This is a genomic window from Stenotrophomonas sp. Steno-C17, assembly GCF_056393165.1.
Window position 1 is genome coordinate 33,443 of the sequence record NZ_JBWJPD010000025.1, and the last position, 23,179, is coordinate 56,621.

Genomic DNA, 23,179 nt, shown 5'->3' on the forward strand with positions numbered 1-23,179 from the left:
AGGCGGTGATGGTGGCCCATGCCGCGCCGCGCACCCATGCCGTGTGTTGCAGGCAATTCGTGCGCTGGGTGCAATCGACGTTGAGTCAGAGTGTCGTAAAGTCACTCCATCTGTTGGAGACTGCCATGCCCCTGCCCGACCTGAACCTGCTGCTGGCCCTGGACGTCCTGCTGGACGAAGGCAGCGTTGCCGGGGCCGCGCGGCGCATGAACCTGAGCGCGCCGGCCATGAGCCGCACCCTGGGGCGCATCCGTGACGCGCTGGGCGACCCGGTGCTGGTGCGCGCCGGCCGCGGACTGGCGCCCACCCCGCGCGCGCTGGAGCTGCGCGAGCAGGTGCGTGATGTGATCGAGCAGGCGCACCGGGTGTTCAACGACGGTCGCGAAGTGGACATGCTGACCCTGGAGCACACCTTCAGCATCCGCGCCAACGACGTGTTCATCGGCAGCTACGGCGGCCGCCTGCGCGAGGTGTTCCGCCAGCAGGCGCCCGGCTGCACGCTGCGCTTCATGCCCGAAGGCGATACCGACGATGACGCGATGGTGCAGGGGCGTATCGACCTGTACATCAGCACCGCCGGCAAGCACACGCAGGAAACCAAGGTGCAGAACCTGTTCACCACCGCATTGCTGGGTGCGGCGCGCGAGGATCATCCGCTGTTCGATGGGGATATCACCGCCGAGCGGTTTGCTGCCTGCGATCACATCGCGGTCTCGCGGCGCGGGATCGCCCATGGGCCGATCGATGACGAACTGGCGCAGCTGGGCCTGCGGCGACGGGTGGCGATGGTCATTCCCACTTTCCATGGCGCGATCTTTGCGGCGGCCGCCTCGGACCTGGTGCTGCCGCAGATGCCCAGCGTGATGCTCGACCGCATCACCTACATGGGGCTGCCACTGCGCATGTTCCCGCTGCCGGTGTCGGTACGCACGGTGGCGCTGGTGCAGGCCTGGCACCCGCGCATGGACAACGACCCGGCACACCGCTGGCTGCGCCGCGCGATCAAGAGCATGTGCGACGCCGACGCCCCGTAGAGTCGAGCTTGCTCGACTGCTGTGGGTGCCGACCGTTGGTCGGCACGCCCCGATCAGGCGCCGGCCCATCGATCCGGTCGATCAACGCATCATCCAACACTCCTGTATTCGTGCGTTGCACGCACGGGTGGCATCGCACCCACGCCATTTTTCGCAGCAGTGGCGCTGCCTAGACTGCGCTCCCCACCTTCACGGAGCGCACGCCATGTCGCTTCACCTGCCGTGCGATGCACGGATCGGGCCACGCCGATGAGCGCGGTCACCCTGCCCAAGGCTCCCGCCGCTCCCGTGCCCGCCGTGTTCGACCGCCGCATCGTGGTCGGCCTGTGCGGCGTGCTGCTGGTGGTGCTGCTGTCGGGCTTCAACGAAAACGTCACCAAGGTCGCGCTGGCCGACATCCGCGGCGCGATGGGCTTCAGCGTCGATGAGGGTAACTGGATTACCGGCATTTACAGCGCCATGTCGGTCAGTGCCATGGCCTTCGCGCCCTGGTGTGCGGTGACTTTCTCGCTGCGTCGCTTCGGCCTGGTGATGATCGCTGCGTTCATGGTGCTGGGCGTGTTGTGCCCGCTGGCGCCGAACCTGCCGACCTTCCTGCTGCTGCGCGCGCTGCAGGGCCTGGCCGGTGGTGCGCTGCCGCCCCTGCTGATGAGCGTAGCGCTGCGCTTCCTGCCGCCGGGCATCAAGCTGTACGGCCTGGCGGGCTACGCGCTCACCGCAACCTTCGGCCCCAGCATGGGCACGCCCCTGGCCGCGTTGTGGGTCGAGCACGCCGGGTGGCAGTTCGCGTTCTGGCAGATCGTGCCGTTCTGCGTGGCCGGCATGGCGATGGTCGGCTGGGGCCTGCCGCAGGACCCACTGCGCCTGGAGCGCTTTGCCCAGTTCAATGGCGTGGGCCTGGCCCTGGGGTTTCCGGCGCTGGTGATGCTGGTGCTGGGGTTGACCCAGGGCGCGCGCCTGAACTGGTTCGATTCGCCCCTGATCACGCTGCTGCTGGGTGGCGGCAGCGGCCTGCTGGTGCTGTTCTTCATCAACGAATGGTTCCACCCGCTGCCCTTCTTCAAGCTGCAACTGCTGGCCCATCGCAATTTGAGCTATGCGCTGGTGACCTGCGTGGGCGTGCTGTTCGTGCTGCTGGCGGTGATCTCCATCCCCTCCGGCTTCCTGGCCAGCGTGCAGGGCTACCGCCCGCTGCAGACCGCACCGATGCTGCTGTGGGTGGCGCTGCCACAGGCCATTGCATTGCCACTGGTGGCCACGCTGATGAACCAGCGTGCGGTGGATTGCCGCTGGGTGCAGGGCACCGGGCTGGTGCTGCTGGCGACCGCGTGCCTGCTGGGCGCGCAACTGGACGTGCAGTGGAACCGTGACAACTTCCTGTGGGTGCAGTTGCTGCAGGTGGTGGCGCAGCCGATGGCGGTGCTGCCGTTGTTGCTGCTGGCCACCACCGGCCTGGCGCCGCAGGACGGGCCCTATGCCTCGGCCTGGTTCAACACGGTCAAAGGCTTTTCGGCGGTATTTGCCGGTGGCGTGCTCGATGCGGTGGGCCAGTCACGGCGCCACTTCCATTCCACCGCGCTGGTCGACCACCTGGGCAACCAGCCGTGGCTGCAGGCCAGTGCCGATCTGCCCGCGCGCCTGCACGCCCAGGTGCAGGCGCTGACCTCGGCGGACCTGTACTGGCTGGTGGCGCTGGTCGCCCTGGGCTGCCTGCCGCTGCTGCCGTGGGCCACCCGCGTCCATCCGCCACGTGCCGTGGCCTGACTCTCCTCTGCAAGGACTCCCCATGAGCCTCAACAAGACAACCCTCAACACCGGCCTGGCGCTGGGCGTGCTTGCCCTCGCCATCGGCGGCTGGCTGCTGCTGCGCGACGGCCGCTACCAGCGCACCGACAACGCCTACGTCAACGCCGATTTCACCGTGGTCGCACCGAAGGTGGCTGGCTTCGTCAGCAGCGTAGAGGTGCAGGACAACCAGCCGGTGAAGGCCGGTGATGTGCTGGCCCGCATCGACGACCGCGACTATCAGGTGGCGTTGCAGGCCGCACGCGCGGACCTGGCCAACGCGCGCGCACAGCTGGCCAATGCACAGGCTGCATTGGCCCAGCAGGGCTCGCTGATCGAACAGGCGCGGGCCAGCGTCGATGTCAGCCGATCCGAGCTGAGCCTGGCCAGCGCCGACCAGCAGCGGTACCGCGCGCTGGCCAGCGATGGCGCCGGCACCGTGCAGAACGCGCAGCAGGCGCAATCGAAGCAGGCGGTCGCGCAGGCCCATCTGCAGCAGGGCCAGGCCGCGCTCAGCACCGCGCGCCAGCGCACCGACATCCTCGCCGCGGGCGTGCAGTCGGCGCAGGCGGCGGTGCAGCGCGCCGAAGCCGCGCAGGCGCGTGCCGAGCTGGACCTTTCGCACACCGCACTGCGTGCGCCCATCGATGGCGTGGTCGGTCGGCGTGCGGTACGCGTGGGCGCCTACCTGACGCCGGGTACGGCGGTGGCGGCCGTCGTGCCGCTGCAGCGTGCGTTCGTGGTCGCCAATTTCCAGGAAACGCAGATGACCCGCATGCACGCGGGGCAGCCGGTGGAGCTGACGGTGGATGTGTTTCCGGGGGCGTCGCTGCGTGGTCACGTCGACAGCATCGCGCCCGCGACCGGCGTGACCTTTGCCGCGGTCGCGCCGGAGAACGCCACCGGCAACTTCACCAAGGTGGTGCAGCGCATTCCGGTGAAGATCGTGCTGGAACCGGGCCAGCCGCTGCTGGACCAGCTGCGCGCCGGCATGTCGGTCGAAGCCCGCGTGGACCTGCAGGGCGGGGAGGGCGCATGAGGCCGGGCAGCATGATGAAGGCGCTGGCCAGCGCATCGCTGTGCATGGCAGTGGCCGCCTGCACGATGGGGCCGGATTTCGTGCGGCCGCAGGCCGCGCTGCCGGCGCAGTGGCAGGGCGAGACCGTGGCCGCCGCCGCTATCGACGATGACGCCGGCTGGTGGGCCGGTTTCAATGATCCGCTGCTGGGGCAGCTGGCCGGGCAGGTGCTGCAGTCCAACCTGGACCTGCAATTGGCGGCCAACCGCGTGCAGCAGAGCCGGGCGGCGCGTGGCATCAGCGCGGCAGATCGCCTGCCGGCGGTGGCGGCCAGTGCCAGCGGCGCGCGCGCGCGCAACAGCGAGGTCGGCCTGAGCGATCCGTCCGGGAATGCTGGCCGCGAGGACTATGGCTTGTTCCAGGCTGGCATCGGCCTGAGCTGGGAACTGGATCTGTGGGGCCGCGTGCGCCGCCAGGTGGAGGCGGCCGACGCGCGCGTGCAGATGGCCGAAGAAGATGCACATGCGGTACGCATCGCGCTGTTGGCTGAAACCGCGCGCAGCTACCTGCAGCTGCGCGCGACCGCGCAGTTGTTGGCGATCACCGAGCACAACCTGGGCATCGCCGCCGACATCCAGCGACTGACCGAAGCACGCCAGCGGCAGGGGGTGGCCACGACCCTGCAGGTGTCGAGCGCGGCCGCACAGGTGGCCGCACTGCAGGCGCGCATCGCCCCGCTGCGGCACCGCCAGTCGCAGCTGCGCAATGCACTGGCATTCCTGCTGGCCAGGCCGCCGCAGGCACTGGATGCGCAGCTTCAGGACGCGCGAGCCGACTGGCCGGCATTGCCCGCCGTCGCGGTGGGACTGCCCAGCGAGCTGGCCGAACGCCGCCCGGACATCCGCCGTGCCGAAGCGGCCTTGCATGCGGCCACGGCGAACATCGGCGTGGCCAAGGCCAGCTTCCTGCCGCGCATCACCTTGAACGGCGATGCCGGGTTCCAGGCGAAACAGCTCGATGACCTGGACGGATGGGACGCCCACCGCTTCAGCGTGGGCCCGTCGATCAGCCTGCCGATCTTCCAGGGCGGGCGGCTGAAGGCCACTCTGGCGCTCAGCCGCCTGCAACAGCAGCAGTCGGCGCTGCAGTTCCAGCGCACGGTGCTGCAGGCCTGGCATGAAGTGGACGATGCCATCGACGGCCATGCGGCCGAACAGCAGCGCACCACGCAGCTGCAGGTAGCCGTGGCGCAGAGCGAAACCGCGCTGGGCGCCGCGCGCCGCCAGTACCAGGCCGGCGTGGTCGACATGCTGGATGTGCTGAGTACCCAGCGCATCGCGCTGGACAACCAGGCGGCGCTGGCCAACAGCCAGGCCACGGCGGCCATCGCCCGGGTGGAGCTGTACCGCGCGCTGGGGGGTGGCTGGTAGCGGGTGGCCCCCTTTTCGCCAACCAGAGCCGGGCATGAACCCGGTCGTTCCCGGCAGTGCCAACCAAGGTTGGCACCTACCAGAGCGGGGCATGAAACTGGTAGTGGCCAACCTTGGTTGGCCGTTTTTCCTACAAGCGCCAACCAAGGTTGGCGTCTACCAGTGCCGGGTATGATCCCGGTCGTTCCCGGCAGTGCCAACCAAGGTTGGCAGCTACCAGAGCGGGGCATGAAACTGGTAGTGGCCAACCTTGGTTGGCCGTTTTTCCTACAAGCGCCAACCAAGGTTGGCGTCTACCAGAGCCGGGCATGAACCCGGTCGTTCCCGGCAGTGCCAACCAAAGTTGGCAGCTACCAGAGCGGGGCATGAAACTGGTAGTGGCCAACCTTGGTTGGCCGTTTTTCCTACAAGCGCCAACCAAGGTTGGCGTTTACCAGAGCCGGGCATGATCCCGGTCGTTCCCGGCAGTGCCAACCAAGGTTGGCACCTACCAGAGCGGGGGCCGTCTTACCGCACGTCGCGCAGTTCCCAATGGTGGCCGGCCAGCAGCCGCAGGCGCTGCTTGAACACATCGCTGTCGATGCGGGTGGTGGCCACCAGGTCGATGCGCAGGTCTTTCTGTTCGCCGGTCACCGTGGCATCCGGGTCGGTCACGCCCCACTGCGGCTCGACCGCATCGGGATCCGGCTGCTTGGCCTTCCAGCGTTCGAACAGGGTGCCCGTGCGCAGCGCGTCCTGCAGCTCTTCGGCGAAACCGCCGGCGCTCTGCGAATGGAAGGACAGGTCGGGGTCGTTGCCGCGGGCCTTGGACGGGTCGGGCAGGCTGATGTGGTACTGCGCAGGCATGAGGGTTCTCCTTCAGAGGGGGCAAGGCTGGCACAGCGGCGGTGCAATGCGCGTGTAGGTGCGCGCCGTCAGTCGAACGCGTGCGGACCGTCGGCAAAGCCCACCGTCACCGCGCCCTTGCCCACGTTCACCATGCCGGTCAGGCTCATCACCGCTTCGTACACCGCCACGCCGTGGGCGGCACAGGTTTCCTGCAGCGCTGCGTAGCCGGGCAGGGCGCGCAGCTCGTCCAGTTCGCCGCCGTAGCTCACGCACACCGTGGGCGTCATCAGGCCAGCGCGCACGCGCTTGCCGACCACCGCGAACAGCTTCTGCACCGCGTTGTCGAAGCCCTTGATCTTGGCCACGGGCCCGGTTTCGCCGCGGTACCCGTGCAGCACCGGTTTGATGTCCAGCGCGCTGCCCAGCGCGGCACTGAGCAGGCCCACGCTGCGGTCGCCCTTGTGCCGGGCACGCGCACGCATGTAGTACAGATCGCGGGTGACCATGTAGCCGTGCACGTTGCCGGCCAGGGCTTCCAGCCGCTCGCGGATCTGCTGCACGCTGGCGCCGCTGTCGCGCAGGCGCACGGCTTCGATGGCGGTGACTGCTTGCGCGGCGAACAGGTTCTGGGTGTCCAGCACGCGCAGCGCGAACGGCGAGTTGAACCCCGCCGCCTGCCGCACCGGCTTGTAGTCGTTGAGGATGGCGAAGCTGGCCTGCAGCGCGTTGTCGTGGATCGGGCTGCGGGTCTTGGTGATGGTCATGCAGAACACGTGGTCGTAGTCGATCACCAGCTGCTGCAGGAACAGATCACGGATCTGGTTCACGCTGAAGGGAATGGTTTCCGCCTCGGCCCCGTGTTCGGCCACGTGGGCGTGCAGGAAACTGAGCGTGGCCTGCTCATCACGGTGGTCGGCCAGCACCGCTTCGCCAATGCGCACGGTGATCGGCAGCAGCACGATGTTGTGCGCGGCAATGAAGTCCTGCGGTAGGTCGCAGGCCGAATCGACGACGATTCCGATGCGCATCCGGCTCCCCCTCCAGGGCGGTTGTAGGTTCGGAAAGTGTGAAAACTATCTCAAAACCAAGCCGGGCGCGCGAGGGAATTACGCCATGCCTGTTCAGCGACTCCGCTGCACTGCCACTGGAAGCGTTATCACATGCTGCCAGTCCGGTTGCTGCAGCAGGTCGGGGTCGGCCAGCACGGCGGCCATCATCGGGTGGGCGTCGTTGCCCCAGAACAGTTCGCCGTCGATGGACAGGGTCGGCACGCCGAATACGCCCGCCTCGATCGCCGCGTCGGTGTTGCGGCGCAGCTGTTCCTTGATGGCCGGGTCGGACAGCGCCGCCTCCACGTCATCCACGCCCAGCCGCAGCGCCGGTTCGCGCAGGGCCTGCGCGCTGTCGGCGCTGTTGCCATCGCGCCAGATCCAGTCGAACAGCACATCCACCGCGTGCGCGCTGCCACCGGCGGCCAGGCACAGGCGCAGCACCGCCAGCGGGTTGAACGGGTGCCCCGGCGGGAAGCGCAAGGGCGTGCCTTCGGCCTGTGCGGTCCACAGCAGCTGGCGGTAGATGAAGCGGCGCTTGGCCGGAATTTCGGCCGGCCCCAGGTTGCCCAGATGGTGCAGGATCGCGCCGAAGGCGATCGGCACCGGCTGGATGCGCGGGAACTGCGGCAGCTGCTTCAGCTTCTGCCAGTGCAGGTACGAGTACGGCGAGACAAAGTCGAAATACCAGCGCAGGTTCGCCATGGATGTGCTCTCGGTGGGTCAGGGCTGGGCAGTACGGTGCAGGTAGCGGTCACGCAGTTCGGTCTGGCGCGAGCGCATGGGCATGGCGCGGCCGCCCAGCCAGACCTGCTCGGCGTAGTGCGCCACATCCAGCGGGTCGCCTTCCCACAGCACCAGGTCGGCGCGCTTCCCCGGCTCGATGCTGCCGATCTGGTCGGCCACGCCCAGCGCCTGCGCCGGCACCCGGGTCAGCCCGGCCAGGCCGTCGGCCCATGGCAGGCCGTTGGCCACCGCGTTGCCGGCCAGCTGGCGCATCTTGCGCGCGTTGTGCGAGGCATCTTCGCGCTGGGCGAAGGCCACCGGCACGCCGGCGCGCTGCAGCCGCGCCGCGTTTTCCAGGCTGGCGCCAATCTGGTCGAAGGTGCTGGGCAGGTTGCCCAGTGCGTCCACGAACACCGGCACCTGCGCGGCGGCCAGTTCCGGCGCCAGCTGCCAGGCTTCGGCGCCGCCGGCAATGGCGATCTTCACCTTCTCGCGCGCGGCCCAGCGCAGCAGCTGGCGGATGTCGGCGGCGCGGTCCACCTCCACCACGATGCGGCCCTGGCCGCCCAGGTAGCGGGCCAGGGTCCGTCGCCCGGCCGGTGTCAGCAGGGCATGCGGTGAATCGGCCGGAACCTGGCCGCGGGCCTCGTCCACCATCTGCTGCAGCAGCATCCACTGCGCGGCACGCGACTGTCCGGTCAATTCCGCAGCCGCCGCACCCAGGCGCAGGTACAGTGCGCGCGGGCCGATCGGGTCGGCGCTGCCGTCCAGGCGCATCACACCGCCCTGGCCGGCCACGAAGCCGCCGCCGGTATGCGCACCCAGCGCGGTGAAGCCAATGCCATCCAGGCGGGCCACCGGCACCAGTACCGAGGCCGGGTTGTAGGCCAGGGTGACGTCGAATTCAGGGCGCAGCGGCTGCTCGCCGATCTTTAGCGTGCTGTCCACCGTGCTCGATTCACCGGACACTTCCTCGATGCCGATCTCGGTGATGCCACCGAACAGTGCCGGGGTCAGCGGACGGCCGTTGGCCTCCACCACGGCTACCCCGGCCGGTGCGGCCAGCGCCGGCCCGACCGCGCGGATCAGCCCGCCCTGCACCAGTACGTCGGTGTTTTCCAGGCTGCCGCGCGCAGTGGCGGTATGCACCGTGGCATTGCGCACCAGCAGGTCCTGCGCCGACGCCGTACCGGCCAACAGCACCAACAGCGCAGCGGTAGCGCCGGGCCATGCCCGGCGGCGCGTGTTCAACATGCCCATCAGCGCACCTCCTGGCCAAGCTGGAAATCGGAGCGTGGCGTGGCCGCGGGCACGCTGCGGTCATACAAGCGCCGGCCGTCGATGAACACCTGCTCGGCCAGCGCATAGGAACTGAAGGGGTTGCCGTTCCACACCACCACGTCGGCCATCTTGCCGGCTTCCAGGGTGCCGGTCTGGCCCTCGATGCCCAACGCCTTGGCTGCATTTGCAGTCATCCAGGTAATCGCCCGTTCGGGTGCGATCGCCGGCATCTGCGCGCGGCGCGCCGCCGCCATCACCTTGGCCGCTTCCTGGTTCAGGCGCTGGATGCCCTCGGGCGAATCGGAATGGACGATGGCGCAGCTGTTCTGCGGCCGGTCCACCAGCGCGATGTTTTCGGCAATGCCGTCGAAGGCTTCCATCTTGAAGCCCCACCAGTCGGCCCACAGTGCGCCGCAGACGCCGTCGGCGGCCAGCCGGTCGGCCAGTTTGTAGGCTTCCACGCCATGGTGGAAGGCGGCCACCTTGAAGCCGAATTCCTTGGCCAGGTCGAGCATGGTGGCCATTTCGTCGGCGCGGTAGCAGTGGATGTGCACGCGGATATCGCCCTGGATCGCACCGGCCAGCGTGTCCAGCTTCAGGTCGCGCTTGCCGCCGGCATCACCGGCGCTGTCGCCCTTGTCGCTGCCGAACCAGCCCTTGCGCTTGGCTGGCTTCGGGCTGTTCTTTGCGATGTAGTCGGCGGCATCGATGAAGGCGGCACGGTAGCCGGCCACGTTGCCCATGCGCGTGCCGGGGGCCACGCCCTTGCCGCCGCCATAGACGCGCTTGGGGTTTTCACCGCAGGCCATCTTCAGGCCCCACGGCGCGCCGGGGAACTTCATGGCCTGGTAGGTGGTGGCCGGCACGTTCTTCAGCACCACCCCGCGCCCGCCCACCAGATTGGCCGAGCCGGGCAGCACCTGCATGCTGGTCACGCCACCGGCCAACGCCGCCTGGAAGCCGGGGTCCTGCGGCCACACCGAATGCTCGGCCCAGACGTTGGCGGTGACCGGTGCGGTCATTTCATTGCCATCGCTGTGCGCGCCCACACCCGGGCTGGGGTACACGCCCAGGTGCGAATGCACGTCGATCAGGCCGGGGGTAACCCACTTGCCCTGTGCATCGATGCGGGTGACCCCGGCATCGGTCTGCAGGCGGGGGCCGACGGCCACGATGCGGCCATCGCGCAACAGCACATCGGCATTGTCCAGGCGCTGGCCGGTACCGGTCAGCACGGTGGCGTTGTGGATCAGTACCGGGGTGCCGGGCTGCGCCTGGTACGTGCTGGGGTAGGGGTCGGCCACGAAGCGCGATGCGCCCACCGCCGGTGCGCTGGTCAACGAAACCAATGCCAGCCCCAGGGCGGCGCGCAGCAGCGTCGATGTCATGCAGATGTCCTGGCCAATCGTGGGAACCCAGCGACGCTATCTGTCGCCGATGCCGCTTGCCAAGTGACGATGGGCAGGGGGCGGGGTAGGAATTTCCCTATACAGAAATTGTGAACGAAGCATTAATTTTCCGTGACGCCTGCCGCTATCACTCGGTGGGCCAGCGCCCGCTGATCCGCCGCGAGGGTGGTCTTCCCACTGCTCCATGACGGAGCCGCACCTGAAACATTCCATGGAATCAAGGACGTAACTGCAGATGAATGTCTCCCCGTCGTACCGTTCCACCGCTACCCGCCGCTCCATCCTGCCCTCGCCGCTGGCCTCGGCCATTGTCGGCTCGCTGTTGATGGCCGCTGCGCTGCCGGCACTGGCCCAGGGCAGCACGACCGACGAGCTGTCGCGCTACCAGTTCCAGCGCAGCCTGCAGGCCGCGTTCGCCGCACCGGCCACCACCGCTGCGCCGTCGCTGAACCTGGCCATTGCCGCCGCAGACGTCGAGGTCGACCCGGAACCGATCATGGGCAAGGCCGGTGATGCTGCCAGCTGGCGCACCACCGAATTCAACAACGACTGGGGCCTGGCGGCGATCAACGCCGACGCGGCCTACGCGCGCGGTCTGACCGGCGCCGGCGTGCGCCTGGGCGTGTTCGACAGCGGCACCGGCCTGGACCATCCGGAATTCGCCGGCAAGGACAACCGCAGCATCCGCATCGCCGATCTGCTGCCCGATGGCACGCGCTGCACCAACACCTCGGCGGTCGGTGGTCCGGACGCCTGCTTCGCCAGTGATGGCGATGACGTGCAGATCAGCTACGTCGGCTACAACGACAATGTCCCCGATAACATCCGCGCGATCATCGAGGCCGGCCCCTACGTGCAGCCGGGCATCCAGTTCGAGATCCATGGCACGCACGTTGCAGGCACCATCGCGGCGAACCGCGACGGCAGCGGCATGCACGGCGTGTCCTTCGGCTCGGACCTGACCGTTGGCCGGTTGTTCTCCGACAGCATCAGTGAATGGCAGCGCACCGCAACGGGCTATTCGGTGGTGACGCTGGGCGCGATCGGCCCTGATCTGAGCGCCTTCGAAGATCTGTACGCGCAGATGAACGCGCAGGGCGTGCGGGCGATCAACCACAGCTGGGGCCTGTCCAACGAACCGTCGACCGCGGAGGACATGGACTCGATCTACAACGATCCCGGCGACCGCGAGTACCTCAACACCTTTGCCGATGGTTCGCGCGCACGCGGCATGATCCAGGTATGGGCGGCGGGCAATACCGATTCGATCATTCCGACGCCCGAGCAGAGCCCCATCGCCGGCATCTACGCTACGCTGCCGCGCGCGTTCGCCGACATCGAACCGTACTGGTTGAGCGTGGTCAACGTCGGTACCGACCTGACCCTCAGCAACCGCTCCAACAAGTGCGGCCTGAGCGCCAACTGGTGCCTTGCGGCCCCGGGTTCGGACATCGTATCGACCGCCTATGGTGATGATTCCACCCTGGCCGGCAGCATCGGCGTCGACGCCAACGGCAACGTCAGCCTGGACATCCTGGAGCGCGTGCCGACCTATGGCTATACCACGCTGAGCGGCACGTCGATGGCCGCGCCCCACGTCACCGGTGCGCTGGGCCTGCTGTTCGAGCGCTTCCCGTACCTGGACAGCGCGCAGGTGCGCGATGTGCTGCTGACCACCACCACCGACCTGGGCGCGCCCGGCATCGACGACATCTACGGCTGGGGCCTGATCAACCTGGCCAAGGCCATCGAAGGCTACGGCTCGCTGCGCGTGGATACCGACGTAGTGATGAACCAGAAGGCCGGCGGCCTGAAGGTGTGGGAAGGCGATGCGTGGGACGACTGGACCAACGACATCGGCGGCCCGGGCAAGCTGACCAAGAGTGGCATCGGCTGGCTGCGCCTGAGCGGTGACAACAGCTTCAACGGCGCCGTGGTGCGCGAAGGCGTGCTGGAACTGGACGGTGTGAACACGCTGACCAGCGCCGTGGACGTGACCGGCGGCGCCTTCCTGCTCAACGGCACCCTGCAGAACACCGCGCTGAACAGCCTGGGCGGCACCAGCCGCATCACCACCACCGGCGTGCTGGATGGCTCGGACCTGACCGTCACCGGCGGCGTGGTCTCGTTCAACGGCGTGCAGACCGGCGGCAGCACCTTCGTGGGTGAAAAGGGCACGCTGAAGGGCGTCGGCCAGCTGGGCGACACCACCGTGGCCGGCATCATCGCCCCGGGCAACTCCATCGGCACGCTCACCATCAACGGTGACTACGTGCAGACCGCCACCGGCGTGTACCAGGCCGAAGTGGCCCCGGGCAGCCGCAGCGACCAGCTGCACGTGACCGGTACCGCCACCCTGGGCGGCAGCCTGGTGGCGCTGCCGGAACCGGGAACCTACTACCTGGGCGAGCAGTTCACCTTCATCCAGGCCGACGGCGGTGTGAACGGTCAGTTCGCCACCACCGACTTCAGCGCCTTCTCGCCGTTCATGCAGTTCAGCCTGGCCTACACCGCTGCAGGCGCGCGCATTGAAGTGACCCGCGGCAATGCGCTGGCCACCGCGGCCACCACCGCCAACCAGCGGGCCGTGGCCACCGTGGCCGACAGCCTGGCGATCAACCAGGGCCTGCCGCGTCCGCTCACCACGCTGTTCCCGGAACAGGTGGGCAGCGCACTGGACAGCCTGAGCGGCGAACTGCACGCCGCCACCAGCGCGGCCCTGCTGGAAAGCAGCCGCTACCTGCGTGATGCCGCGCTGGCCCGTCGTGCCGGTGCCGCTGCGCCGGGTGCCGAAGGCGGCGACGCCACCGGCGTGTGGGTGCAGGCCCTGGCCGGCAGCACCACCCTGGACGGCAACAGCAGCACCGCCCGCACCGAAGCCAACAGCAACGGCCTGCTGGTCGGTGCCGACCGCGAATTCGGCGGCTGGCAGCTGGGCGTGCTGGCCGGTACCGGCCGCACCGACGTGAAGCAGGGCGAAGGCCGCCGTGCCAAGTCGAAGGTGGACAACACCCACTTCGGCGCCTACGCCAGCCACAACTGGGGCGGTTTCGGCCTGCGTGGCGGCCTGGCCTGGAGCGAACACGAGGTGGACAGCACCCGTGAACTGGCGTTCGCCGGTTACAGCGACACCCTGAGCGCCCGTTACGACGCGCGTACCCGCCAGGCCTTCATCGAGGCGGCCTACCGCTTCGGCGGCCGCGAGGCCGGCCTGGAGCCGTACCTGCAGGTGGCCCGCGTGGAAGTGGACACCAAGCACGTGAACGAGCGTGGCGGTGCCGCGGCCCTGCAGGGCTCGGTGGATGACGTGCGCACCACCCTGGCCACGGCCGGTGTGCGCTTCGACAAGGGCCTGAAGGCGTCGTTCCAGCAGGACAGCTGGCTGCACGTGCGCGGCGCGGTGGCCTACCGCCACGCCAGCGGCGACCGCAACCCGGCCGCCCGCCTGGGCTTTGCCAGCGGCGGCGACAGCTTCGTGGTCAACGGTGCGCCCATCGCCGACAGCGCGGTGGTGGCCGAACTGGGCCTGTCGGCCTGGCTGACCGCCAAGCAGCAGCTGGAACTGGGCTACAGCGGCCAGTTCGGCGACGAAAGCCGCGACCACGGTGCCAACCTGCGCTGGTCGGTGCGCTTCTAAGCCATCGGTTCCCAGCGGGAACGCAGAGGGGGCGGCCGCAGGGCCGCCCCTTCTGTTTGTGTGGCAGGGCAGGTGCGGCGTTGCCTACAATGGCCGCCCCTGCAGCAGCGGACCGCGCATGAAAAGCAAACAGGAAATCGTCGACAACTGGCTGCCACGCTATACCGGCGTGCCGCTGGACCAGTTTGGCGAGCACATCCTGCTGACCAATTTCGGCGGCTACCTGCATACCTTTTCCGAACTGACCGGCGCGCCCATCGTCGGCCTGGACCGGCCCATGGCCAGTGCCACCATCGATGGCATCACCCTGATCAACTTCGGCATGGGCAGCCCCAACGCGGCCATCATCATGGACCTGCTGTCGGCGGTGATGCCCAAGGCGGTGCTGTTCCTGGGCAAGTGCGGCGGCCTGAAGCGCAAGAACGCGCTGGGCGACCTGGTGCTGCCGATCGCCGCCATCCGCGGCGAGGGCACCTCGGGCGACTACCTGCCGCCGGAAGTGCCGGCATTGCCGGCCTTCGCCCTGCAACGTGCGGTTTCCACCATGATCCGCGACCTGGGCCACGATTACTGGACCGGCACGGTCTACACCACCAACCGCCGGGTCTGGGAGCACGACGAGGCCTTCAAGGAACGGCTGCGGGCGATGCGCTGCATGGCCATCGACATGGAAACGGCCACCGTGTTCGCCGCTGGCTTCGCCAACCACATCCCCAGCGGTGCCCTGCTGCTGGTGTCGGACCAGCCGATGATCCCCGACGGGGTGAAAACCGAGGCCTCCGATGCCAAGGTCAGCTCCCAGTTCGTGGAAAACCATATCCAGATCGGCATCGAGGCGCTTAAGCTTATCCGGCGCAACGGCAAGTCGGTCCGCCACCTGCGCTTTGACGAATGATTGATGACGGCCTGGCGCGGCGCGCGGGGCCCTGGGAGTAGTGATGGACGTTGCCGCGCAAGTGGTGGAATTCTGGAGCGAGGCCGGCCCGGCCAAGTGGTTCGCGCGCGACGATGCGTTCGACGCGCGTTTCCGCGAGCGCTTCCTGGACGAGCATTACGCCGCTGCGGCGCGTGGGCGCGAACACTGGCTGGGCAGTGCCGAAGGCGCGCTGGCGCTGATGCTGCTGCTGGACCAGTTCCCGCGCAACTGCTTCCGCGGCACCGCCCATTCCTACGCCACCGACGGCCTGGCCCGGCACTACGCCATGCGCGCCATCGAAGAAGGGCTGGACCTGCAGCTGGTGCCCAAGCTGCGCGCCTTCATCTACCTGCCGTTCGAGCACTCCGAAGATCCGTTCGACCAGGATCGTTCGGTGGCCATGTTCGACGTGCTGGGTGACAAGGAATACCTGCAGTACGCCGAACTGCACCGCGACATCATCCGCCGCTTCGGTCGCTTCCCGCACCGCAACGCGGTGCTGGGGCGCATTCCCAGCCCGGAAGAACTGGATTACCTGGCCGAAGGCGGTTTCGCCGGGTAGCACCGCGCCCTGCGCGGATGCAAAAAAACGCCGGCGGATGCCGGCGTTTTTTTTTCCGGGGTCAGATCCCTTTCCGCAGGAAAGGGCTCTGACCCGTAGCGCAGCCGATCAGTACTTCGGCACGCCGTTGTCTACTTCATCCGACCAGGCGTCGATGCCGCCGGTCACGTTGAACACCTTGGTGAAGCCCAGGGTGCGGAACTGTTCGGCGGCCTGCGCGCTGCGGCCACCGTGGTGGCACAGGAAGGCCAGCGCGGTGTCCTTGGGCAGGGCTTCCAGCTCGGCACGGCCGTTGCCATCGAAGCTCTTGAACGGCACGCCCACCGCCGCGATCGCGCGTTCGTCGGCCGGGCGCACGTCCACCAGGGTCACGTTGCCGGCGCGCACCAGATCGTCGGCGTCGCGCACGCTGATTTCCTGCACCGGCTTGGGCGCATTCGGGTTGTCGATGGCCAGGCCCTTGCCACGGATATCGTCCACCCAGTCGATGGTGATGCCATCGGCGCGGCGCGCGCTGGACAGGTCGAACTGCACGCGCAGGCCGTTGGATTCGGCAGCGATGGCGCTGTCGTCATGCGGGGCCAGCTGGAAGTTCGGCTGGAAGCGCGCATCGATGGTCAGCTGCAGCGAGGCACCGGGCGCATCGGCCAGCGCGCCCTTGAGCATTTCCACGGCGGCCGGGGTCACGGTGATGCGCGGCGGGGTGCGGTCCGGCGCGGCCAGGCCCAGCACGCTGCTCAGCTCACCGCTGGCGGCCATCTGCAGCACGATGTCGCTGCCACCGACCAGTTCGCCGTCGATGTACAGCTGCGGGATGGTCGGCCAGTCGCCGTAGGCCTTGATGCCTTCGCGGATTTCCTGGTCGGCCAGCACGTTCACGTGGGCGAAGTCCACGCCCAGATCCTGCAGGGCGCCCACGGCCTTGGCCGAGAAACCGCACTGCGGCATGGACGGCTGGCCCTTCATGAACAGCACGACGCGGTTGGCGTTGAGGATGGATTCGATGCGCGAACGCAGGGCGGGATCGAGGGACATGGTGGTCAAGGGTCCGGAAATTCGAATCGCCCATTCTACGCCCCGTGGCATCATGGGGCATGACCAACGCAGGAACATTGCATCGCATCCCGACCCGGCCCTGGCGCTGGCTGCCCTGGCTGGTGGCGTCGCAGCTGGCCGTGATCCTGGTCTGGCTGTGGGCGGGCTGGGCATGGGGACTCTCACTGATGGTGGCCAGCCATGCGCTGTTCCTGGTGCCGGTGTTCCTGCCCAACAGCCGCTTCTACGCGCCGGTGCTGGACCGCCTGCCGGCCACCGGCGACAGTGTGTGGCTGACCATCGACGACGGTCCCAGCGCCGAGACCCCGGCCGTGCTGGACCTGCTGGACCGGCACCAGGCCAAGGCCACGTTCTTCCTGGTCGGCGAGCGCGCATTGGCGCATCCGGCCCTGGTGGAGGAAATCCTGCGCCGCGGCCATGACCTGGGCAACCATAGCCACACCCATCCGCAGACCCGTTTCTGGCGGCTGGGGCCGGCGGCCATGCGCGCCGAGATCGAGTCCTGCCACCACGCCCTGCAGGCCGTGGCTGGGCGGCCGGTGCGCTGGTACCGCTCGGTGGTGGGCATGACCAACCCGTTCGTGGCGCCGGCGTTGAAAGCGCTGGGGCTGGTACGGGTGGGCTGGAGCGCGCGCGGCTTCGACGGCGTGGGCTGCACCCCGGACGGCGTGCTGGCCCGCCTGCTGCCGGATCTGCAGCCCGGTGCCATCGTGCTGCTGCACGAAGGCGCCGCGCACGGGCACAACCTGGCCATCATCGAACGGGTCCTGCAGGCATTGGACGAGCGCGGCCTGAAGGCCAGGCTGCCGGCCGGATAACGCGCTGCCGGAAATCCGCGCATGACGCCGAACACCCGGTAGCGCCGGGCCATGCCCGGCGAGCGCAGCGGTCCGCAGGTAATCCGCCGGGCAGGGCCCGGCTAGCGCTGGGCCACCAGCAGCCAGCTGTTGAACGGCGTGCGCCCATGCAGCGGGCGCACCTGGCCCACCTGCAGGCCGCAGGCGGCCAGGGTGGCGCGCAACTGCGCCGGGTCCGGGTAGTGGCGCGGGCGCGTGCCCATCCAGCCCACCAGCCAGGCCAGCCGGTCGGCCACCCGGGTGGTGCGGTCGCGCTGGTCGCCGGTCGCCAGCGGCGTGCGCAGCAACAGGCGTCCACCGGGGGCCACGCGCGCGCTGGCGGCCTTCAGCAACGCCAGCTGCGGCTGCTCATCCAGATACTGCAGCACGTCCAGCAGCAGCACGTGGCCGTGTTGTGCCGGCAAGGGCGCCTGCACATCCAGGCAATCGAACTGCACGTCGGCCAGGCCGGTGCCCGCGCGCTGCGCACGGGCGATCTTGCCCGCGTCCACATCCACGCCCAGATAGGCGCCACGGCGGCCGCGCTGGCGCAGCACATGGGCGAACAGGCCCAGCCCGCAGCCCAGGTCCAGCAGCGGCTGGCCATCGTCAGGCAGGTGCTGCAGCACCCCGTCGTACAGCGGATCGCTGCCCAGCTTGCCGCGGGTGTAGTAGTAATCGCGGCGGTTGCCCCAGGCCTGCGCAGGCCGGAAGGCTTCGGCAATCGCCCGTGCCTGCGCGGCATCGAGCGGTGAACAATGCAGCGGTGTGCCGTTCCGTGGCGTGCCGTCCATGGGTTCAGTCGGCTCCGGCCAGCAGGCGCGTGGCCACCGGCAGTGCCCGCGCGCTCCACAGCGCATACATCGCCGCCGAAGGGTGCAGCCCGTCATCGGCAATCATCGCCGGGTCGTGGCCGTGCGCACGGCTGATGTCGGTGATATCCACGAACGCCACGCCGTGGGCTTCGCAGATCGCGGCGGCGGCCGCATTGAAGGCATCGGTCTGCGCGGCAACCTGTGCCAGATCGCGGCCACTGCCGGCGCCGAACGGGGTGAAGCCCCAATCGGGGAAGGACAGCACCAGCACGCGCTCGGCGCGCCCGCCGGCAAAGCCGATCGCGCGCTGCAGAAGCGCCTGGAACTGCGCGCGGTACTCGTCCAGCGCACGGCCCCGGTACTGGTTGTTCACCCCGATCAGCAGGCTGACGAAGTCAAACGGACCCTGCGGTGCGGCCGCATCGATGCCCGCATCCAGTTCATCGGTTGTCCAGCCGGTGGTCGCAATGGTCTGCGGTTCAGCCACTGCCACGCCCTCGGCCCGCAGCGCGGCGGCCAACTGGTGTGGCCAGCGGCCTGCAACGTCCACCGCTTCGCCGATCGTGTACGAATCGCCCAGCGCCAGGTAACGCAGCGCCACGGCTCAGGCCACCGAACGGCGTGGCTTCAGCGGCACGACCTTGGTGGCGTCCTCGGCGCGACGGGCCAGCACGCGGTCGATGCGCGCGAACACATCGCGCATCACCGAGGCCTCCGGCAGCAGAGTCACGCGGAAGTGGTGGCGGTAGGGCACGTTGAAGCTGGAGCCGGGCACCACCAGCACGCCTTCGTTGTTCATCAGGTCCAGCGCGAAGTTGTGGTCGTCAAACCCCTTCGCGGCGGCGCCCACCACCGCCGGGAACGCGTACAGCGCGCCGGCCGGGGCAACCAGCGAAAGGTGTTCGCTGGCCTCGCAGGCTTCGATCACTGCGCGCCGGGTTTCATACAGGCGTCCGCCGGGGGCGCACAGCCCGGAAATGGTATCGGGGCCGTTCACCGCTGCGTCGATGGCGTACTGGCCCGGCACGTTGGCACACAGGCGCAGCGCGCTGAGCAGGTCAAGCGCGGCGCGGAAATCGCCCAGGCGCGCATCGTCGCCGCTCAGGTGGGCCCAGCCCACGCGCCAGCCACAGGCACGGTGCACCTTGCTCAGACCGCTGAAGGTCAGGCAGGGGTGATCGCCGGCCAGCGGCGCGACCGGCTGGAACACCGCATCGTCGTACAGGATCTGGTCGTAGATCTCATCGACCAGCAGCAGCAGGTTGTGGCGGCGCGCGATCTCGACCACGCGTTCCAGCAGTTCGCGCGGGTAGCTGGCGCCGCTGGGGTTGTTCGGGTTGATCAGCACGATGGCGCGGGTGCGCGAGGACACCAGCGTCTCGATCTCGGTCGGGTCGGGCTGGAACCCGTTCTCCGGGGCACAGCGGTAGTACACCGGGCGGCCATCGTTGAGGATGGCCGCGGCCGACCACAGCGGGTAGTCCGGCGAGGGCACCAGCACTTCGTCGCCCGGGTTCAGCAGCGCCCGCAGCGACAGGTCGATCAACTCGCTCACGCCGTTGCCCACGAACACGCGGTCCGGGTGGGCATCGGGTGCACCGCGGCGTGCGTAGGCGGCGGCGATGGCTTCGCGCGCGACCGGCAGGCCCTGCTGGTGGGTGTAGGGATCGGTGCGACCCATGTCATCGGCAATCGCGCGCTGCAGGTGCTCGGGCGCACGGAAACCGAAGTTGCCCGGGTTGCCGATGTTCAGCTTGATCAGCTTGCGGCCCTGCGCTTCCAGCTCCCGCGCTCGCCGGGCCAGTTCTCCGCGGATTTCGTAGCGCACTTCGGAAAGGCGCTCGCGGATGGCCAGGGGCTTGGGCGAGGGGGTGGACATGGGGGCTGGGCCGTCGTAAGGCATGGGTCTTCCATCCTACCGGAATTGGTGCAGTGCATGGCAAGGCGTCAGGCCCCGCCGTTGCTGGGCTGGCCGGTTAGAATGGCGGCGATGACCCAGACCCCCGATTTCACCGCCCTGCAGACCATCGGTTGGCCCTGGCCGGGCCCGCCGCAGCAGGCCGACTGGCAGGCCGCCCTGGCCGCGCACCCGCAGGCCCGCCCGGCGCGGGTGATCGAACAGCACCGCACCCACTACGTGGTGGCCGATGGCCCGGAGGCCTCGATCAAGGCCGAATCGCTGCCGGAATGGCAGCGCCCGCGCTTCCCCAGCCACGAACGGCCGGCGGTCGGCGACTGGGTGCTGCTGGACGGCATCCGCATCGTTGCCCTGCTGCCCCGGCGTACCGCCATCAAGCGCGGCGCCGCAGGTGAGCACTACCACCAGCAGGTAATCGCCGCCAACATCGATACGGTGTTCATCGTCTGCGGGCTGGATGCCGACTTCAATCCGCGCCGCATCGAACGCTACCTGCTGCTGGTCGGTGGCGGTGGTGCCGAACCGGTGGTGGTGCTGACCAAGGCCGACCAGACCGAATACAGCGAAGACGCGCTGGCCGTGCTGGAAGAGCTGGAGATGCAGGGCATCGCCCTGCATGCGATCAATGGCCTGGATGCCGACAGCGTGGCCGTGCTGCAGCCGTGGCTGGGGCCGGGCCGCACCGTGGTGCTGGTGGGTTCGTCGGGCGCGGGCAAATCCACGCTGACCAACACCCTGCTGGGCGAGCAGCGCATGAAGACCAATGCGGTGCGCGCCAACGATTCGCGCGGCCGCCACACCACCACCCACCGCGCGCTGATGCCGCTGCCGATGGGCGCCTGCCTGATCGATACGCCCGGCATGCGCGAGCTGAAGCCGACCGGAGAAGAGACGCTGTCCGAGGGTGGTTTCGCCGATATCGAAGCGCTGGCCGAACAGTGCCGTTTCAATGACTGCAAGCATCAGCAGGAACCCGGCTGCGCGGTGAGCGCGGCCATCGATGCCGGCGAGATTGAAGAAAGCCGGCTGCTGAACTACTTCAAGTTGAAGGAAGAAGTCGCCGCGGCCGCAGCCAAGCTGGCGGTACGCCAGGCCGAGACCGCGCAGGAACGCGGCGGCAAGAAGGGCAAGGGCCAGCAGTTCCGCCCGGCCAGCAAACCGCGCCGGCGCTGATTGCGGTCGCGGGGTCGGATCCCATTGCGCCGCAATGGGCTCTGACCCCTGCAATGACCCTGTCCGCAGCCCGCCATCGGCGCGTGCCAACCAAGGTTGGCACCTACCGGGGGGCCGCTTCTGCCTGCTCTTGGTAGGTGCCAACCTTGGTTGGCACGATTCTGTCCGCAGCCCGCCATCGGCGCGTGCCAACCACGGTTGGCACTTACCGGGGGCGTTGGCACCTACCAAAGCAATGGCAGGGCGCTATAGTCCGCCCATGGAACCCACCGTAACGCTGGACCGTGATGTGGCCCATCATGCCGCGCTCGATGCGCGCCTGGTCGAGGCCGTGGGTGGCATCCGCCTGCTGGGGCTTACCAGTTGGCCGGCCACCGCGCAGGCGCCGTTCCTGGCCAGCGTGGCGCGTGGCCAACCGGTGCTGCCGCAGGTGGATTACCCCCGCCTGGATTTCAGTGAAGAACGCCGCGCACTGGAGGCCATCGCCAGCGCGTGCGATGAAAGCCACCCGCTGGGGCATTACGTGCGCCAGTCCGCGCAGAGCTGGGATCTGGCCGCGCAGCTGCTGGAAGGGCTGGGCACCGCCACCGTCGACCGCTGTTCCGTGCAGTTGTTCGGCGCGCCCGAGCAGCCCCTGCCCGGCAACGGCCCCAGCACGCGCGACGCGGCGCGGCACTTCATCCAGATTGCCGCAGAGCTGGATCATGAACTGCTGGCCCCGGAAGAGCAGGTGCCGGTGTCGGCCATCGCACTGCAGCTGCAACTGCAGAATGATCTGGACGCCTTCTTCGAATCGCGCATCATCCAGGTGCAGCTTGACCCGGACCTGGTCTCGAAAGCCGCTGCAGGGCCGACCCGTATCCGCCTGCGTACCACCGCGCGTTTCAGCGCCTACGATCGCGCGCAGCTGTTCCACCACGAAGCACTGGTGCATTCGCTCACCGCGTTGAACGGGCGCGAGCAGCCGGTGCTGCCCAGCCTGGGCCTGTCCTCGCCGCGGGTTACGGCCACCCAGGAAGGGCTGGCGACGTTTGCCGAACAGATCACCGGCAGCATCGACATCGAGCGCCTGAAGCGCATCAGCCTGCGCACCGAAGCCATTGCGATGGCACGCGAAGGTGCGGATTTCATCGAGGTCTACCGCTACTTCTGCGAGGCCGGGCAGAACCCGGAAGAAAGTTTCGCTTCCGCGCAGCGGGTGTTCCGCGGCGTGCCCCCCAGCGGCGGCCTGGCGTTCACCAAGGACACCGTGTACCTGCGCGGGCTGGTTTCGGTGCACACCTTCTTCCGCCACATGCTGGCGCAGGATCGCTTGCAGGTCTGCCGCTGGCTGTTCGCCGGCAAGATGAGCCTGACCGACGCCATCGCTTTCGCCCCGCTGTTCGAAGCCGGCGTGTTGAAGCCCCCGCGCTGGCTGCCGCACTGGGTCAGCCGCGCCAACGGCCTGGCTGGCATGCTCGCGTTCTCGCTGTTCGCCAACCGCATCCGCATGGACCAGCTGGCCCCAGAGTAAATGGCGTACGACAGCAGTAGATTCACGCCATGCGTGGATGAATCCGTCAAATATCGATAAACAACATGGGGTCAGAGCCCGTTGCTACGCAACGGGATCCGACCCCATGCCCTCCTGGCAGATCGCGGAAATCTGTCGAAGGCGGGGTGGGTCCGGTTGCGGGGGCGTGAGCCGCATGGATGCGGCGACCGAG

19 protein-coding genes are annotated in these 23,179 nt (G+C 68.5%); 10 read left to right on the plus strand and 9 right to left on the minus strand.

Annotated features, from left to right (window positions below; all coding sequences use genetic code 11):
* Window positions 1-125 precede the first annotated feature (125 nt).
* The 4 genes from AC06FA_RS18125 (at window position 126) to AC06FA_RS18140 (ending at window position 5,267) form a co-directional block, all read left to right on the plus strand.
* Window positions 126-1,034, plus strand: a complete 909-nt coding sequence (locus tag AC06FA_RS18125) for a LysR family transcriptional regulator (RefSeq protein WP_312707267.1) — start codon at window positions 126-128, stop codon at window positions 1,032-1,034.
* 249 nt (window positions 1,035-1,283) lie between these two features.
* Complete coding sequence (locus AC06FA_RS18130; RefSeq protein WP_478069501.1) at window positions 1,284-2,798, plus strand: MFS transporter; 1,515 nt, start codon at window positions 1,284-1,286, stop codon at window positions 2,796-2,798.
* 22 nt (window positions 2,799-2,820) lie between these two features.
* Window positions 2,821-3,858, plus strand: coding sequence for an HlyD family secretion protein (locus tag AC06FA_RS18135; RefSeq protein WP_478069502.1), 1,038 nt, complete (start codon window positions 2,821-2,823; stop codon window positions 3,856-3,858).
* Window positions 3,855-5,267: an efflux transporter outer membrane subunit gene (locus AC06FA_RS18140; protein ID WP_478069503.1), complete on the plus strand. Its 1,413-nt coding sequence runs from the start codon at window positions 3,855-3,857 to the stop codon at window positions 5,265-5,267. The genes AC06FA_RS18135 and AC06FA_RS18140 overlap by 4 nt, the downstream gene beginning before the upstream one ends.
* A 507-nt stretch (window positions 5,268-5,774) precedes the next feature.
* On the opposite strand, the gene AC06FA_RS18145 is transcribed toward AC06FA_RS18140, so the two are convergent.
* The 5 genes from AC06FA_RS18145 to AC06FA_RS18165 all read right to left on the minus strand — a co-directional run bounded on the left by AC06FA_RS18145 (window position 5,775) and on the right by AC06FA_RS18165 (window position 10,539).
* Window positions 5,775-6,113 (minus strand): hypothetical protein, encoded by a 339-nt coding sequence (locus AC06FA_RS18145; RefSeq protein ID WP_478069504.1) that lies wholly within the window; start codon window positions 6,111-6,113, stop codon window positions 5,775-5,777.
* A 68-nt stretch (window positions 6,114-6,181) separates the two neighbouring features.
* Window positions 6,182-7,123, minus strand: coding sequence for a DegV family protein (locus AC06FA_RS18150; protein ID WP_478069505.1), 942 nt, complete (start codon window positions 7,121-7,123; stop codon window positions 6,182-6,184).
* Window positions 7,124-7,216: 93 nt separating this feature from the next.
* Window positions 7,217-7,849, minus strand: coding sequence for a DsbA family protein (locus tag AC06FA_RS18155; protein WP_478069506.1), 633 nt, complete (start codon window positions 7,847-7,849; stop codon window positions 7,217-7,219).
* Between the two features lie 18 nt (window positions 7,850-7,867).
* The gene (locus tag AC06FA_RS18160; RefSeq protein ID WP_478069507.1) at window positions 7,868-9,130 is read right to left on the minus strand and encodes an amidohydrolase family protein; all 1,263 of its coding nucleotides are present in this window, start codon (window positions 9,128-9,130) and stop codon (window positions 7,868-7,870) included.
* On the minus strand, window positions 9,130-10,539 hold the full coding sequence (locus AC06FA_RS18165) for an amidohydrolase (protein WP_478069508.1): 1,410 nt from the start codon (window positions 10,537-10,539) through the stop codon (window positions 9,130-9,132). The genes AC06FA_RS18160 and AC06FA_RS18165 overlap by 1 nt, the downstream gene beginning before the upstream one ends.
* Window positions 10,540-10,795: 256 nt before the next feature.
* On the opposite strand from AC06FA_RS18165, the gene AC06FA_RS18170 reads away from it, so the two are divergent.
* The 3 genes from AC06FA_RS18170 to AC06FA_RS18180 all read left to right on the plus strand — a co-directional run bounded on the left by AC06FA_RS18170 (window position 10,796) and on the right by AC06FA_RS18180 (window position 15,675).
* Entirely contained in the window at window positions 10,796-14,197 is a 3,402-nt protein-coding gene (locus tag AC06FA_RS18170) for an autotransporter domain-containing protein (protein WP_478069509.1), read from the plus strand.
* Between the two features lie 118 nt (window positions 14,198-14,315).
* Window positions 14,316-15,092 (plus strand): AMP nucleosidase, encoded by a 777-nt coding sequence (locus tag AC06FA_RS18175; RefSeq protein WP_108754113.1) that lies wholly within the window; start codon window positions 14,316-14,318, stop codon window positions 15,090-15,092.
* Window positions 15,093-15,135: 43 nt separating this feature from the next.
* Window positions 15,136-15,675 (plus strand): DUF924 family protein, encoded by a 540-nt coding sequence (locus tag AC06FA_RS18180; RefSeq protein WP_108750569.1) that lies wholly within the window; start codon window positions 15,136-15,138, stop codon window positions 15,673-15,675.
* Window positions 15,676-15,783: 108 nt separating this feature from the next.
* On the opposite strand, the gene grxD is transcribed toward AC06FA_RS18180, so the two are convergent.
* The gene (grxD, locus tag AC06FA_RS18185) at window positions 15,784-16,710 is read right to left on the minus strand and encodes a Grx4 family monothiol glutaredoxin (protein WP_478069510.1); all 927 of its coding nucleotides are present in this window, start codon (window positions 16,708-16,710) and stop codon (window positions 15,784-15,786) included.
* Between the two features lie 59 nt (window positions 16,711-16,769).
* On the opposite strand from grxD, the gene AC06FA_RS18190 reads away from it, so the two are divergent.
* A complete protein-coding gene (locus tag AC06FA_RS18190; protein WP_478069511.1) occupies window positions 16,770-17,549 on the plus strand; it encodes a polysaccharide deacetylase family protein in 780 nt (259 codons plus the stop codon).
* 101 nt (window positions 17,550-17,650) lie between these two features.
* Here the strand turns inward: AC06FA_RS18190 and AC06FA_RS18195 are convergent, their stop codons facing one another.
* Genes AC06FA_RS18195 through AC06FA_RS18205 form a run of 3 tightly spaced genes read right to left on the minus strand, consistent with a single transcriptional unit; the run spans window position 17,651 to window position 20,261 of the window.
* Window positions 17,651-18,361: a class I SAM-dependent methyltransferase gene (locus AC06FA_RS18195; protein WP_478069512.1), complete on the minus strand. Its 711-nt coding sequence runs from the start codon at window positions 18,359-18,361 to the stop codon at window positions 17,651-17,653.
* A gap of 4 nt (window positions 18,362-18,365) precedes the next feature.
* Entirely contained in the window at window positions 18,366-18,983 is a 618-nt protein-coding gene (locus AC06FA_RS18200; protein WP_478069513.1) for an SGNH/GDSL hydrolase family protein, read from the minus strand.
* A 3-nt stretch (window positions 18,984-18,986) separates the two neighbouring features.
* Window positions 18,987-20,261 (minus strand): pyridoxal phosphate-dependent aminotransferase, encoded by a 1,275-nt coding sequence (locus tag AC06FA_RS18205; RefSeq protein WP_478069514.1) that lies wholly within the window; start codon window positions 20,259-20,261, stop codon window positions 18,987-18,989.
* Window positions 20,262-20,363: 102 nt separating this feature from the next.
* Between AC06FA_RS18205 and rsgA the strand changes: the two genes are divergently transcribed.
* Window positions 20,364-21,473 (plus strand): ribosome small subunit-dependent GTPase A, encoded by a 1,110-nt coding sequence (gene rsgA, locus AC06FA_RS18210; RefSeq protein WP_478069516.1) that lies wholly within the window; start codon window positions 20,364-20,366, stop codon window positions 21,471-21,473.
* A gap of 259 nt (window positions 21,474-21,732) precedes the next feature.
* Window positions 21,733-22,986 (plus strand): flavohemoglobin expression-modulating QEGLA motif protein, encoded by a 1,254-nt coding sequence (locus tag AC06FA_RS18215; protein WP_478069515.1) that lies wholly within the window; start codon window positions 21,733-21,735, stop codon window positions 22,984-22,986.
* Window positions 22,987-23,179: the final 193 nt, after the last annotated feature.

Coding starts and splice junctions, on each gene's coding strand:
- AC06FA_RS18125 (WP_312707267.1), top strand. CDS start 126: ATGCCCCTGCCCGACCTGAACCTGCTGCTGGCCCTGGACGTCCTGCTG.
- AC06FA_RS18130 (WP_478069501.1), top strand. CDS start 1,284: ATGAGCGCGGTCACCCTGCCCAAGGCTCCCGCCGCTCCCGTGCCCGCC.
- AC06FA_RS18135 (WP_478069502.1), top strand. CDS start 2,821: ATGAGCCTCAACAAGACAACCCTCAACACCGGCCTGGCGCTGGGCGTG.
- AC06FA_RS18140 (WP_478069503.1), top strand. CDS start 3,855: ATGAGGCCGGGCAGCATGATGAAGGCGCTGGCCAGCGCATCGCTGTGC.
- AC06FA_RS18145 (WP_478069504.1), bottom strand. CDS start 6,113: ATGCCTGCGCAGTACCACATCAGCCTGCCCGACCCGTCCAAGGCCCGC.
- AC06FA_RS18150 (WP_478069505.1), bottom strand. CDS start 7,123: ATGCGCATCGGAATCGTCGTCGATTCGGCCTGCGACCTACCGCAGGAC.
- AC06FA_RS18155 (WP_478069506.1), bottom strand. CDS start 7,849: ATGGCGAACCTGCGCTGGTATTTCGACTTTGTCTCGCCGTACTCGTAC.
- AC06FA_RS18160 (WP_478069507.1), bottom strand. CDS start 9,130: ATGGGCATGTTGAACACGCGCCGCCGGGCATGGCCCGGCGCTACCGCT.
- AC06FA_RS18165 (WP_478069508.1), bottom strand. CDS start 10,539: ATGACATCGACGCTGCTGCGCGCCGCCCTGGGGCTGGCATTGGTTTCG.
- AC06FA_RS18170 (WP_478069509.1), top strand. CDS start 10,796: ATGAATGTCTCCCCGTCGTACCGTTCCACCGCTACCCGCCGCTCCATC.
- AC06FA_RS18175 (WP_108754113.1), top strand. CDS start 14,316: ATGAAAAGCAAACAGGAAATCGTCGACAACTGGCTGCCACGCTATACC.
- AC06FA_RS18180 (WP_108750569.1), top strand. CDS start 15,136: ATGGACGTTGCCGCGCAAGTGGTGGAATTCTGGAGCGAGGCCGGCCCG.
- grxD (WP_478069510.1), bottom strand. CDS start 16,710: ATGTCCCTCGATCCCGCCCTGCGTTCGCGCATCGAATCCATCCTCAAC.
- AC06FA_RS18190 (WP_478069511.1), top strand. CDS start 16,770: ATGACCAACGCAGGAACATTGCATCGCATCCCGACCCGGCCCTGGCGC.
- AC06FA_RS18195 (WP_478069512.1), bottom strand. CDS start 18,361: ATGGACGGCACGCCACGGAACGGCACACCGCTGCATTGTTCACCGCTC.
- AC06FA_RS18205 (WP_478069514.1), bottom strand. CDS start 20,261: ATGTCCACCCCCTCGCCCAAGCCCCTGGCCATCCGCGAGCGCCTTTCC.
- rsgA (WP_478069516.1), top strand. CDS start 20,364: ATGGCGGCGATGACCCAGACCCCCGATTTCACCGCCCTGCAGACCATC.
- AC06FA_RS18215 (WP_478069515.1), top strand. CDS start 21,733: ATGGAACCCACCGTAACGCTGGACCGTGATGTGGCCCATCATGCCGCG.